General features: G+C 43.5%; 14 protein-coding genes and 1 tRNA gene. 5 read left to right on the plus strand and 10 right to left on the minus strand.

What is annotated here, in order from left to right:
• The first annotated feature begins 293 nt into the window (after positions 1-293).
• Positions 294-803 (plus strand): hypothetical protein, encoded by a 510-nt coding sequence (locus tag Q7C_RS06875; RefSeq protein ID WP_151194733.1) that lies wholly within the window; start codon positions 294-296, stop codon positions 801-803.
• Positions 804-830: 27 nt separating this feature from the next.
• Positions 831-1,595 (plus strand): AlbA family DNA-binding domain-containing protein, encoded by a 765-nt coding sequence (locus Q7C_RS06880; protein ID WP_041366996.1) that lies wholly within the window; start codon positions 831-833, stop codon positions 1,593-1,595.
• Between the two features lie 58 nt (positions 1,596-1,653).
• Here the strand turns inward: Q7C_RS06880 and Q7C_RS06885 are convergent, their stop codons facing one another.
• From Q7C_RS06885 to Q7C_RS06920, 8 genes are all read right to left on the minus strand, one after another.
• Positions 1,654-2,964: a DUF6575 domain-containing protein gene (locus Q7C_RS06885; RefSeq protein ID WP_014704007.1), complete on the minus strand. Its 1,311-nt coding sequence runs from the start codon at positions 2,962-2,964 to the stop codon at positions 1,654-1,656.
• Positions 2,965-2,973: 9 nt separating this feature from the next.
• Entirely contained in the window at positions 2,974-3,414 is a 441-nt protein-coding gene (locus Q7C_RS06890; RefSeq protein WP_041366643.1) for a hypothetical protein, read from the minus strand.
• A 17-nt stretch (positions 3,415-3,431) separates the two neighbouring features.
• Positions 3,432-4,115 carry a DNA-methyltransferase gene (locus tag Q7C_RS06895; RefSeq protein ID WP_041366998.1) on the minus strand — a complete coding sequence of 228 codons (684 nt, stop codon included), beginning with the start codon at positions 4,113-4,115 and terminating at the stop codon, positions 3,432-3,434.
• A gap of 97 nt (positions 4,116-4,212) precedes the next feature.
• The gene (locus tag Q7C_RS06900) at positions 4,213-5,199 is read right to left on the minus strand and encodes a site-specific integrase (RefSeq protein WP_014704009.1); all 987 of its coding nucleotides are present in this window, start codon (positions 5,197-5,199) and stop codon (positions 4,213-4,215) included.
• Between the two features lie 128 nt (positions 5,200-5,327).
• Positions 5,328-5,404: transfer RNA gene (locus Q7C_RS06905), tRNA-Arg, on the minus strand.
• 31 nt (positions 5,405-5,435) lie between these two features.
• Entirely contained in the window at positions 5,436-5,801 is a 366-nt protein-coding gene (locus Q7C_RS06910) for a sirohydrochlorin chelatase (RefSeq protein ID WP_014704010.1), read from the minus strand.
• 14 nt (positions 5,802-5,815) lie between these two features.
• Complete coding sequence (locus Q7C_RS06915) at positions 5,816-7,468, minus strand: cation acetate symporter (RefSeq protein WP_014704011.1); 1,653 nt, start codon at positions 7,466-7,468, stop codon at positions 5,816-5,818.
• On the minus strand, positions 7,465-7,779 hold the full coding sequence (locus Q7C_RS06920; RefSeq protein ID WP_014704012.1) for a DUF485 domain-containing protein: 315 nt from the start codon (positions 7,777-7,779) through the stop codon (positions 7,465-7,467). Before Q7C_RS06920 ends, Q7C_RS06915 begins: the two co-directional genes overlap by 4 nt.
• A gap of 77 nt (positions 7,780-7,856) precedes the next feature.
• Between Q7C_RS06920 and Q7C_RS13985 the strand changes: the two genes are divergently transcribed.
• From Q7C_RS13985 to Q7C_RS06930, 3 genes are read left to right on the plus strand one after another with little or no spacing between them, the layout of a single operon-like run.
• Complete coding sequence (locus Q7C_RS13985; RefSeq protein ID WP_014704013.1) at positions 7,857-7,988, plus strand: hypothetical protein; 132 nt, start codon at positions 7,857-7,859, stop codon at positions 7,986-7,988.
• Positions 7,989-8,017: 29 nt separating this feature from the next.
• On the plus strand, positions 8,018-9,136 hold the full coding sequence (locus tag Q7C_RS06925; protein WP_014704014.1) for an HD domain-containing phosphohydrolase: 1,119 nt from the start codon (positions 8,018-8,020) through the stop codon (positions 9,134-9,136).
• A 12-nt stretch (positions 9,137-9,148) separates the two neighbouring features.
• Complete coding sequence (locus Q7C_RS06930; RefSeq protein WP_151194734.1) at positions 9,149-11,716, plus strand: ATP-binding protein; 2,568 nt, start codon at positions 9,149-9,151, stop codon at positions 11,714-11,716.
• Here Q7C_RS06930 and Q7C_RS06935 read toward each other — a convergent pair.
• A complete protein-coding gene (locus Q7C_RS06935) occupies positions 11,696-12,574 on the minus strand; it encodes a crotonase/enoyl-CoA hydratase family protein (protein ID WP_014704016.1) in 879 nt (292 codons plus the stop codon). The genes Q7C_RS06930 and Q7C_RS06935 overlap by 21 nt on opposite strands.
• Positions 12,575-12,726: 152 nt before the next feature.
• On the minus strand, positions 12,727-13,719 hold the full coding sequence (locus Q7C_RS06940; protein WP_014704017.1) for a histone deacetylase family protein: 993 nt from the start codon (positions 13,717-13,719) through the stop codon (positions 12,727-12,729).
• Positions 13,720-13,741: the final 22 nt, after the last annotated feature.

Here is a 13,741-nt window from a genome sequence, read left to right on the forward strand (position 1 = left end):
CTAACAGAGATTATTCCAAGCCAAAAAGCCTCAAAATTGGTAATAGTGTTGCACTGTAGCTAAAATTTTTAGCATAAATGATTCTTTACCGACCAGAAATGGCCTTTTTCGATACCTTCATGCAACAGAATGTATGCATTTTGTTGCACAACATGAAATGAGATGATTTTTAAATAACATCGTTCTCTGTGAGTGACAAAGACGAGCTGTCGGCAGCAGCTACCTGTTACTCATAGCACACAAAAGGGTTCTACTTGTAATCCCCCCTTATTCGGAAAATGGAGTTTGTAAAATTGGAATGGTTAGAAAAATACGGTGATTTTGACTCACCTGATAAAAGGGAAGAATTTTTCAGGAGCCATGTCATAGATATACATCAGGGTGATATGCTGTTTTCCGGCGGCCTAGATCCTTTTATTTTATATGAGATTGAAGATAGCTTTAAACGAGGTAATTTTATTGCTTGTATCTTACTTTGCCAACTGGCTATAGAACACTGTTTGGCAAATGAATTCCTCCTAACCGAACATGAATCAATTTGTACAAGAGGATTCGCACAGCTTATTTCTAAAGCCCGTGAACTCGATATTATTGATAAAGCTATGGAGTCACAGTTAACAGAGTTGCGTCTAATGAGAAACCCTCATGTTCATCCTAGGTTTGGAGATGGTAAAGGCACTTACATTCGGAGAGTTATAGATAAAGGACTGAATTACAATGAATTACCTGTGGCAGATGGCATTGAAGCTATTAAAATTTTAGGTTGTTACTTAAACACACCGCGCCTTTATGAATGGCGTTAGTTGCACCATAATGACGAGGATCTTGAATTGTTAATTGATAAAAATTGGTGCCTTCAAAACGCTTTTGATGAAATCAATCAAGTTTATTATCCTGGGGGATTAACAACTGGCCCCCAACGAAACAGGCTAATTGAAGCTTGGGGTCAGTTAGTTGGGAAAACAAAAGCTTTGGCTGAACTAGATTTACTGGTTGTTGAATATGGCTCCATCAACAAAATGTCAAAATCTGTCCGAATGAGTCCCCAGTCAATTAAATATCTCAGAAATTTTTTTGAATCGTTACCTGATGACTTTGAACAAATCATTCCTATGAAAAGTTATGAATTTATTGAAGGAAGAAAATGCTCACTGGAAGAAAATCTTTACCATGAATTTAAAGAAGTAAATGGTAACAACCCCACAAAATCTATTCAAAATCTTGTTGATGAATATATTTTGGCATTTTTAAATAGTTCTGGTGGTAGTATCTTCTGGGGTATTTGCGATGATGGAAAGGTAAAAAGCCTTGAGCTAAACTCTAGAGAAAAAGACGATATTAAAAAAGCTATCTATCAAAAGATAAATACAATTGAGCCATCGATAGACCCAACTAAAATTGGAATTCACTTCCACAAGGTTTTAGAGGCTACAAATGGTCATGTATTAGAAGTAAATGTGCCGAAATCAAACTCAACAGGCTTATACTTTAATTCGTCAGGCAACACTTGGGTTAAAGTTAATGGCTGTAAGCAAAAGCTTCAAGGCTTGGCACTACAAGATTATATTATTCAACGTATTCAAGATTACGATTAACAAGTGCCAAGCCAATACAATTGACATTATTAACCAACGAGAAAATACAACTAAAGAGCTATATGTCTTCCTTATATTCAATTTTGTATGGTTGAAGATCCGCTAACCATTTTTTCAATGTTGTAGCACGACGTTTAGCCGTTTTCTCAGATAATGAAGATACGCAGTTTAAGAGGAACTGCTCAGCTGAATTCGGATCCAATTCACTAATATCTGATTTTTCACAATACCTCATCCACTTAGTGCCACATTCAGAAAGCTCAAATAGATTTGCTAAGACTTGATACTTTATATGATTTGATTTCCGAGTTAATAAAAACGATCCTTCGGAAGTAATTTCATTTTTCCTAGTAAGTAACCCTAACGCCTTTGCTGCATCAACATAATAACTAACCTGTCTTGGTGAGTTTATGTTTTCAAAATTATCATGTGTCAGTGTTTTACCATGATCCACTAAATCCATAACTTTAAGGATGGTTTCTATATCATTTGCTTGAGGAACATCAATTGATGATATGGATGTTAAATTAGTATTTTTTAGCGGATCTAGCTTCTCTTTAACGCTTTGGTTATCTAGAACAATTTCATTTCCAATATACTTTGGAATAATTTTCACATTTACATTACTAGAAACTATTTTGTTATAAAACTGCTCAATTTGATGAGTATCAAGTGAATATTTAGAAAGGGCTTCATTAAGTTGTTCAATATTGCCTGCTGTAAAAACATTTTCGAGTACGTCTAAGGCTTTATAGGCAAGCTCTTCATCATTAGCACCAAGTCTTACATCAACAGAACTAAAGTCTGCTCCCAACTCATACAGGTTGAATACTCGTTTATTGGAAAGATCAAATAAACTCATAGCTGACTTAAACAGCTCTGTAAACTGTTCTTGAATCGCATTCGAAATATCTGCTGCAACCTTATGTGTTTTTTTGTTTACATTTTTTACGACTAGCCTAAAAATCCAACTTTCTTCAGGTGAAGAGCTCCACTTATCGATTGAGTCAACATAAAACCCTTCTGTTGGTAGAAAGTCATCGGGCAAATCTTTTTGTCTAATAAAAGTTACTTCATCTTGCTCAGGATCTTTTCCAATATAAGCCAAATAGTAACCTCGTTCAGGCTGCTCATATGCTTCTCTAAACGAAATCCGCTTAGCTCTCAATAGGTTGAGTTTGTTTTTTGATATAGGTAAATAAAGCCAACCCTCTTTATGTACTGGTTCACTTTTTTTATCGCACCAAAAGACAATGTAATAGGTGCCCATAACCTTATCTTTTGCACAATAAAGAGTTGGCATATCAAAGTATTCATATACTTCAATAATGCTTAAATCTCCTAACTGGGATTTTTTATTTAGCAACATTAGCTCACCTTATACTGGATGTATTTTTACAACACAGCTCCATGGTTGGGCACTCACATCAAACCAAACTGAAAAATGATTTGGTCTAGTCTCTTTCATTACCCCTAAGCTTGGCTTTAAATTAACCTCAGCAATTTTCACATTAGCAGTTCTATTCTTATGTATAGCTATGCGCCTACAATTTTTTATATTGTCAAAGTGCGATGTAGCGAAGGCGTCACATTGTTTATCTTTTGGTAGGTCACCAAACCTTTCAGAAAGCTCACCACATTCATCTCTAAATCCATAGTGTATTTGGTGTGGGTCATCAACAGTCATCAGAAAGTCATCGTCATCTGGAGGAGAGTTATAAACTATTCTAAAAAGGATACCTGTAGTAGGAATACTACCGGTTAAAGGGCAGTGTTTCGGCATATCCTGTGCCCAACTATAACTACCTTGTGCTGTCATAAACCATCCTTATTTTTCTAATGACTAAGCTCATTATATAAACGTTCTTTAGCAACACTTACTGCTTCCTCAGCTATGTCTACTCCTAAGAAGCGTCTATGATTTCGAATTGCAGCGACACCAAACGATCCCGCCCCCATGAATGGATCCACTATAAGCTCACCCTCATCTGAACTTTGACCAATCAAAATTTCAGCTAATTCTACTGGCTTTTCAGTTGGATATCCTCTATAAACTCTAGGGACCTCTAGAATATCTGGAATAGAAAAGTTTTTTAACTTCCTTTTTCCTTTTTCAAAAAACAGGATAAATTCATATCTTGCACGATAGTGATAGCCCATTCCTATCTTTTTTTTGTCCCAAATTAGTGGTTTCCAAAACTTAAAACCTACTTTTTCAGCTATAGGTTTTACAATAAATGCAGTCTCTTGATCACAAAATAAATAAAAGTGGGAGTTTTTTTTGAGAACTCGATATATTTCAATAAATAATTGTTCAAAAGATGAGTTAGGAAAAATAGTAAACCATGCGTTGCTTGATGCCTTGCTATTTTTCAAGCGTGTTGTTGTTCCAATTGCTCTGTGTTTTTCTAATGACTCATATGGTGGATCAGTGATAAACAAATCAACAGACTCGTCAGCCAAAGCTCCTAAAAAATCAAGTGCATCTGCACATTTTAAGTCAAAATTCGTTATTTCCATTTTTATAATTTGAGGAAGACTCAACCTCAACCTCAACTTCCAACTTTAATAAGAGCAAAGGTCGGAAGCTTATCATTTTTAGTGCACTACGTTTACATTACTTAGTTAACCTTCGTGCTAAATCCTCCGCTTTTAAGTGGGTATAACGCTTTAACATCATCAAATCCTTATGGCCAGTTATGGATGAAACTTCCATTATGTTCAATCCCATCTCAAAAAATCGACTTGTAGCTTCATGCCGTAAATCATGGAAACGTAAGTTTGCGATATTGGCACATTTACAACAACGTTCAAATGCATGTGTTATAGAATCAGCACGCATTGAAAACACTTTACCGTTAATATTTCGTGGGATCTCAGCAAGGATATTTAATGCCGATGTAGAAAGTGGGACTGTTCTGCTATCACCATTCTTTGTATCTGGGAGAGTTACAACTCTCTTGGCTATATCAATGTTTTCCCAGCGCAGTTTGGCAATTTCTCCTCTACGCATGGCAGTCTCAATTGCAAATCGAATAATGGCTGATATTTCACCACCGTATTTTTTTGCTGCATCAAGAATCCGTTCCTGTTCATTCCCTTCTAACCTACGCTCCCTACCTCGTTTTGGCTGAGGTGGTACAGTGATCCTGTCTACAGGATTGCCATGAGGCAAATAAATGCCCCATTCCTTGGAGGCAATGGTCAGGATCCGTTTAATACACAACAACTCTTTTCTAACGGTTTCCGGCTTTACTCTTTTAAGCCTAGTGTCTCTGTAATCTGCCAACACACTAGGGGTGATGCTAATGACAGCATATTCCCCAATGCAATTGCTGATACAACGAATCATCGATCCCATACTGACAGCAGACTTTTTCGAGGGGAGTATTTCAGTAATATAACGTTTAGTTAATTGCTGGACAGTGGTGGTTTCTGCAAGAGTGCTTGAAATGAACATTTTGTTGTCCATTTGAGCTTCAACTTGAGTAGCCCACTTTTGGGCCAGAGATTTGTTTCTGAATGTTTTGGTTTGGACTGGGTAGCCTTTTTTGCGGACTTTTGCCTGCCATTGGCCTTCCCCACGCTTTATATAACTTGCCATAACGTTAAATCATCCTTTATTACGTTAGTGTCATTTTATGAGTGTCCCAACAGTGTCCCAAAACACCGATTTACAGAATAACTCCTGACACCAAAATAATATAACTCATTGAAAAAAGGAAGATTAAATGGCGTCCCCGGCAGGATTCGAACCTGCGACCTTACCCTTAGGAGGGGGACGCTCTATCCAGCTGAGCTACGGGGACAAGGCGCTAGATTATAACAGGGTGGGCGGTTTTATTTAGATACCGCAGCTTGTATCAATAGATTCTGCATCTCGGGTAGTGCGCCAATATGTGGCAGCAAAGTGATGGTCAGATTTGGTAGGTCCTGTTTTCCAATATCGATTTGTTCGGGAATATCCTCCGCGACATGGCGGCCGGTATTTAGAAAATATGGCAAAATCACAACCTCTGCTGCACCCTGCTCCGCACAAACTCTGATGCCTGTGGGTATAGATGGTTCAGCTAATTCTAGAAAGGCTGCCATGACCAAACTATATTGGTGCTGGCACTTTGCCGCGAGAGACTCAGCAAGTGCCATCACTTCATGATTCGACTGATTTCGGCGACTACCATGCGCCACAATTAATAACGCTTTCATTTCACTCCCTATAGCTAATGCTGACTGGCATGATGCGCGCCAAGTCCTGTTTGTGCCCTAATAAACTGGTCACGAAACAAGGATCTCGACTCGGTAGCGGCGGCACTGCGGTCAGTTATTGAAAATAACCAAATCAATACAAATGCCACCATAATAGAAAATAACGCCGGGTATTTGTATGGAAAGACTGGCTCGGCAAAGCCGAATATATCTACCCAGACGATAGGCCCCAAAATCACGAGCATTACCGCCGTAAATAATCCGGAAAAACCACCAATAACGGCCCCTCGGGTAGTCAAATTTTTCCAGTACATGGATAAAAACAACACCGGGAAATTGGCACTGGCGGCAATGGCAAAGGCCAGTCCAACCATAAAGGCGATATTTTGCGTCTCAAACAGGATCCCGAGACCAATCGCAACCATGCCCAAAAAAATGGTAGCCACTCTGGAGACACGCATTTCCATTTGTCCGCTGGCCTGACCTTTTTTGATTACGCTGGCATAGAGATCATGTGAAATTGCCGATGCGCCGGCCAGTGTTAACCCGGCCACAACCGCTAAAATAGTGGCAAAAGCGACCGCAGAAATAAAACCCAAAAAGATATTGCCACCCACGGCGGCGGCTAAATGGACGGCTGCCATGTTGTTACCACCGATTAATCCACCTTGCACATTTAAAAATGCCGGATTGGTTGACACCATAACGATGGCGCCAAAACCGATAATGAATGTCAAAATGTAGAAATAGCCAATGAAACCAGTGGCATAGAATACTGATCGCCGTGCTTCCTTGGCATTTGCAACGGTAAAGAAGCGCATCAAAATATGTGGCAGACCGGCGGTACCAAAGATTAACGCCGCACCAAGTGAAATTGCAGACACAGGATCAGAAACGAGACCACCCGGTGCCATGATTTCCAGTCCTTTTTGATGTACGGCGACGGCTTCAGAAAATAAGCGATTGAGATCAAACCCGACGGAACGTAATACCATAAATGCCATAAAGGTCGCGCCAGATAAGAGCAACACGGCCTTGATAATTTGCACCCATGTGGTTGCCAGCATGCCGCCAAAAGTGACGTATAACACCATCAACACGCCAACTAGCACAACCGCTAACTCATAAGGCAAACCGAATAAGATCTGTATCAGTTTGCCAGCGCCGACCATCTGTGCGATGAGATACAGCAATACGACTGCGAGCGCACCAAACGCCGATAAAACCCGCACCGGCAGCTGACCAAGCCGATATGAGGCCACATCAGCAAAGGTATAACGGCCGAGATTACGCAGACGCTCTGCAATCAAAAATAAAATCAGTGGCCAACCAATCAAAAATCCGATCGAATAAATCAGTCCATCATAACCGGACAAAAAAACCAGACCGGAGATACCCAGAAATGACGCCGCAGACATAAAGTCACCGGCAATGGCCAGACCATTTTGAAAACCAGTAATACCACCACCAGCAGCGTAATAATCTGCTGTTGAGCGTGTGCGTTGCGCTGCCCAATAAGTCACCGCCAGTGTCGCAAACACAAACAGGCAAAACATCACCACGGCAGGGACATTAATTGCTGAATCAGCTGTGATCTGCTCAACCTCAGCCATCCCTATTGCTGGGAACAGAGCGAACAGTATCAAAAAGACGTAACGTTGCTTCATGACAGGTCCTGCAAAATCGCCTGCGTTAACGCATCAAAACGGGTGTTCGCCATGTGAACATAAATGCCAGTCAGCACAAACGCCGAGACAATAATGACCACGCCCAGCGGGATGCCAATCGTCATCACCGTATCAGCCTCAATTGGCTGGGCCAACCAGCCCGGCATAAACGCGATCAGTAAAATAAAACTGAAATAAAGGACTAAGATGATGGCTGACAAACTCCATACCCAGCGTGCGCGTTGCGTGACCAATTGCTGGAATCGGGGATCATCATGAATTTTTTGATACATTTCAGCGTCCATCGACATTAGGGTGATCCTTAATCTTGTTTCAAGCGGTGGTATAGTTGGAGTATATCAGTCGATAGTGATGGAAAACGCCGACAATGAACCTGAAAAAATGTGACGCACTTCGCATTATTAAAAAAACGGTTTATGATGAAATATTTGTAACACAGCTGGATAGTCGGGAAGTCTGTCCTTTTTGCCTTAATGGCTTGTTGCCGGAAGCAACCTGAATATCGTCATGCTGGGAGCATCTGACCGGATGACCATCGACGCAAAGCAATCCACTGAGCTGGCACCTTATGAAAAGGCCAGACGCTTGAATATTCTCCGAAAAACCAAAAAAGTTCTGATCATCGATGACCAGTCAACGGGGAGAACCATCCTCGCCAAGATCATTCAACAAATTGGCGATAACATTGAAGTGACAGCGTTGAGTAATCCGATTACCGCACTTGAGTGGCTCAATTTGAATGAAGCAGACTTGATTGTGACCGATTACCGCATGCCCGACATCAATGGCATTGAATTCATTCAGCAAGTACGTCAGCAACCCAAATATGCCAATGTACCCATCATGATGATCACGGTGGTTAGTGAAAAAGCCGTCCGTTATGAAGCATTGGAGGCAGGAGCAACCGCATTTCTGATGCGTCCCATCGATCAGATTGAATGCCGTACCAGCTGCCGCAACCTGTTGCAGCTCCATGAGCAACATCTGATTATCGAAGACCGTGCCAACTGGCTGGAGCGTCAGGTTGAACTCGCCACCGAACAAATCCTGCAACGCGAAAAAGAGACGATCATTCGACTTGCTAAAGCAGGTGAATATCGTGATGAAGGAACGGGCAACCATGTTATCAGAATGGCTAAATATGCCCGGCAGATTGCCGAAGCAATGGGCTGTTTCACCATGCAGGAATGTGAAGATTTAGAGTATGCCGCACCGATGCATGATATTGGAAAAATCGGCATTCCCGATAATGTGCTGTTAAAACCAGGGCCATTAAATCCGGAAGAATGGGAGATTATGAAAAGCCACTCGGTTATCGGCCATGAAATCCTCTCCGGCAGTCAATCAAAATATATGCAAATTGGCGCCATTATCGCCTTACACCATCATGAAAGATATGATGGCAAAGGCTATCCTAATGGCCTTAAAGGCGATGCGATACCCCTTATCGCGCGCGTTGTCTCCGTTGCAGATGTATACGATGCCTTAGTTTCTGCACGCCCCTACAAAAAAGCATGGTCAGAAACCGATGCGCTGGACTTTCTCAATGCCAATGCAGGTAGCCATCTGGATCCACGTTGCGTGGCGGCTTTTATGGAACGATATGAAACGATTCAAACCATCAAGGCAGCCTATGCGGATGAATAACGGGTTCTGGATATGATGAAATCGCCCCCGCTTTCCTTATGGCAAAAAATAAAACTGCGACTGGCCCAAACAGGCGATAGCGAACCGGAACAGGCAATCAAAGTCCGACTAACCATCGGGCTCATTATTATTTTTTATTTTTGTATTCCGTGGCGCGAGGATCAGACATGGTTGTCCACACTGGTGGGCTTACCCAGCCTCATCAGCCTCATCTATTATGCATTAGCCTTAATGATTGCGACGGCAATCCTGATTCACCCGCGTCCTGCCCCTTTACGCCGGATTTGTGGAATTTTGATCGATCTCCTCGCACTCTCAATCCTGATGTTTTTTGCTGGCGATCAGAGTGTTTTTCTGTTTGTTCTATATCTCTGGATTATGCTGGGAAATGGTTTCCGATATGGCGTTAACTACCTTTATATCTCGTTCATTATCGGACTGATTGGCTTTACCCTGGCGGTGCTCGGCGGCGCTTACTGGCAACATCCTCAACACAAACCGTTTGGTTTTAGTTTGCTGTTTTTGCTGGTTTTGATTCCACTCTATTCCGCTTTTTTGATCACCAAACTGCATGCGGCGATTGCCAGCGCCCGACAGGCAAATGAAGCCAAGAGTCGTTTTCTGGCTAATATGTCCCATGAGTTACGTACCCCATTGAACGGCGTCATCGGGGTTGCCGATCTGCTTAATGAAACCGCCCTGGATACGAAGCAACGTGACTTTGTCGGCATTATGCGTACATCGGCACATACGCTGCTTGGCTTGATTGAAAATGTCCTGGATATCGCCAAAATTGAAGCCGGAAAAATTGTAATCAGCCGAGAAGTATTCGATCTGCATCAGTTATTGCACGGCATTATGAGCATGCAAGCCCCTATGGGACGAAGCAAAGGCTTACACGTCAGCTTTCATATTGATCCTGCCGTGCCATTCATGGTTGAAGGCGATGCTCAACATTTACGACAAGTTCTCATTAATTTAATCGGCAATGGCATAAAATTCACGGATACCGGTAGCATTAAACTTCATGTGTTAATGGCCGATAACAATGCAGATGAACCGTTTGTTCGGTTTGAAATTATCGATACCGGCATCGGCATTTCACAGGACGCCCAGAAAACTGTATTCAATGACTTTACGCAAGTCGCCGGTTTGGGTCAGCGCAGTACGGGTGGGACCGGTCTTGGGACGACCATCGCCAAGGAATTGGTTGAGCTGATGGATGGCCAAATTGATTTAGAGAGCGAACCGGGGGTGGGTACCACTTTCTGGTTTGAGTTACCGCTTGCCAAGGTGGCAGAACAACCTCAACTACAAAAAGATATGCCGATGCTTACACTCTGTGCCGTGCCCATTCAGCAACAGCTCGATCAAATTCTGGTGGACTGGCAACTCAACTATCAACACACCGCAACAACGGCTCAAGCGCTTGCCGAACTCATGCGCCTTGCGAATGCAGGCACCGCCTGCGACACGTTATTGATTGATCAGCAGTGCATGCAGGATATTGCGCCTATTCAATTTGCCAAGATGATTCATTCCGAACCCAGTTTGTCTGGCTTATCACTAGTATTAATTAATCCCGCTTCCAGCAGTCTGCACGACCCCTTATTGAAAGAACATTTTATCTGCATTGTCAAAGACTTAACCAACAAGCCACAGCTGTTTAATGCGATTCATGCCGGCCAGTCGCGACATCAGACCAGCGAAGAGAATGTTATCTCACTTGCCGAACATTATGCCTCACAGTCCCACGCGAAACCTTTATCTATCCTTATTGCTGAAGACAACAAAGTGAATCAACAAGTCTTGGCTGGGGTGTTGGAACATGCCGGCCATCAAGTAAAAATTACTGATAGTGGTGAGCAGGCTCTAGATGCATTGACAAAAAGTCTGCGTAGTTTCGACATGTTAATTGTTGATATGAATATGCCGGATTATTCTGGTGCAGAAGTGATTCGGGCCATGCGTTACCTAGATACCTCGATTCACTTGCCCGTCATTATGTTGACAGCAGATGCAACGCCGGAAGCCAAAAAACGCAGCCTGGATGCCGGCGCCGATGTATTTCTAACCAAACCGATTGACTCGCGTGCACTACTGAAAGCTATCGCTGAACTGGCCGCAAACCGTCCAGTCACACTAAGCGAAAATCCAAAAACGGCCTCACCCACTGACCATAATGAGCAAACAACGCTTTGGCTTGATCCACAAACCCTGCGTGACTTGAGTCAATTAGGTGGTGGTACCGAATTTTTAGCACAATTGGTTCAGGGTTTTATCGCTGATGGTGAAACACATATCCAACGGATTGCCGCCGCTAATGGCGAGGATTATTTGACCCTGCGTGAAAGCCTGCATGCCTTAAAAGGCTCCGCCGCGGAAATGGGGGCAAATCAACTCTCCGGCTTATGTCGTCAAGCGGAACAAATCAAACCACATGAGATGCACGCACAATCCAACCAGAGATTATTGACCACGATTGAGCAGGCTTTTGAACAGACAGTCATCGCGCTGCAACAGGAATTAACCCAGCAGCAACGCGAGCCGGCCTCCCCATCAGGACGCGATGCGCGCTGATTGACGTTGCACCAGCCGGTTCATCATGCGCAAATCACGACCGCTTAGCTGCATCGCCGAATCTACCCAGATTCGGGTAATGTCCATCAACTCTTGTTCCGTGATGGGATTACAATAATCCTTAACATTCGCCATGGCGCGGTGACTGACCCAGTGTTTCTGCGCATCATTAATATAACGATACACGGCCAGTTCGCCTTCTCCCTGCTGCGCCAGAATATCCACTACGCCCATTTCATAAAGCGTTTCCGCGTCGTAAAGCTGCCCGCTCATGATCATTTGCTCGGCCTTGCTGGAACCGATTTTGCGACTCAGTAGTGAATACGCGCCCATCCCCGGAAATAAATTGAACAAAACTTCGGGCAGCCCCATTTTCGTTCCACGTTCGGCAATCAACACGTTACTGGACAGCGCCGACTCAAAACCACCGCCCAAGGCATCACCCTTGACCAGAGCAATCGTTGTCAACGGTAAGTCCAGATGGCGCATGTTGCGATGTAATACATCAATACATTTTGTGGCGTAGGTCCATAGTAAATCTCTGTCACCGTTTTCAATCGCAGTGGCAAAAGCGTTTAAATCGCCGCCCAAGTTGAACACACCAGGCACATCGGAAGCTAACACCAGAAATTGATATTTATCTGTCAATCCTGCAGCGTGCTCTGCTTTGACATCGTCGAAAAAGTGAGCAATGTCAGTCAATAAAGTGCCAGTAAAACAGGGTCTTGGTTCACCATGCATGAGAAACCATGCTGCCTTGTACTTGGCGTCGTAATGCGTTGTTAGATGTTGATAGCGTTGTTTTACACTGAAGTTTTCCTTTGCTTCAGATGTGTTCAACTGTGCTAAAGCATTCATATCCATCTCCTTGATGTGCCCGAGGCTGACAACCCTGTTCAGCGTTGGCAGGGTAACTGATGGATAACTAGCAGGAACTGTGCCGTCTTTTTTATTTTAGGGTAAGACAGACCGTTTCAGCCTTTTGTGGAAAATATTTTTGTATATTTAAATCAACCACTTAAAGACGAAAGCGCGGTAATATGAGCTTGGCTGGCACGAACTAAACCCGGAATGTGATACCCACCCTCTAAAACAGAAACCAACCGCCCCTGACAATGGCGAGCCGCAATTTGCATTACCATTTTTGTCAGTGCCTTAAATCCGTCATCGGTTATCTCATGACAACCCAGCAGATCGTCTACACGGCTATCAAATCCAGCGGAAATCAAAACCAGCTGCGGAGAGAAAGCATTCGCCGCCGGTAACAATTTTTCTTTAAATGCAGCCAGCATAGCGGCATCACCACTGCCACACGGCAGGTGCACATTGATATTGAATCCTTCCCCAGCACCATGGCCGGTGCGCTCGGGTAGGCCTGTTCGCGGATAGGCATCCCGATCATGTGTCGAAAAGAACAAGACACTGGGATCATCATAAAAGGCCCATTCTGTACCATTGCCATGATGATAATCCCAGTCGACAATCAAGATCCGCTCAAGCCCATACTGCTGCTGAGCGTAGCGCGCGGCAATCGCAACATGATTAAAATAGCAAAAACCTTCTTCCCGCCCCGTATTCGTCGCATGATGACCGGGCGGCCTGGAGGCACAAAACGCATTTTTAACTTTTTCCTGCATCACCGCATCAACGCAATTCAGCACCCCGCCCGCCGCTAACCTGGCTGTGGCATAAGCCTCCGGCGCGTGACGTTTTATTGACGCTTGATGTTCAATACTGTGAATGGTGCTTAACCAGCGAACTTTTGCCGGTGTTGCGGCAATTGAGGTCACTTTATTGGCACGATGTAAGGCATTTAAAGTATGTGCAACCTGGCGGTATCGCGCTGGCGATTCAGGGTGGTCCGGTGTGATTTGATAATCCACAAAGCGATCATCCAGCACCAACCCGGTTTTGAGTGATTCGTTGGAACTTGCTGAAACCGCCCGCAGCGATGCTGGCAAACACGCGAGTCCAGCCAGTTTTAACAGCTTCCTGCGCTGCATAGACACTCCGCTAAAAACACAG

Origin of the sequence: Methylophaga frappieri, from assembly GCF_000260965.1 — a bacterium.
GTDB classification, from domain to species: domain Bacteria; phylum Pseudomonadota; class Gammaproteobacteria; order Nitrosococcales; family Methylophagaceae; genus Methylophaga; species Methylophaga frappieri.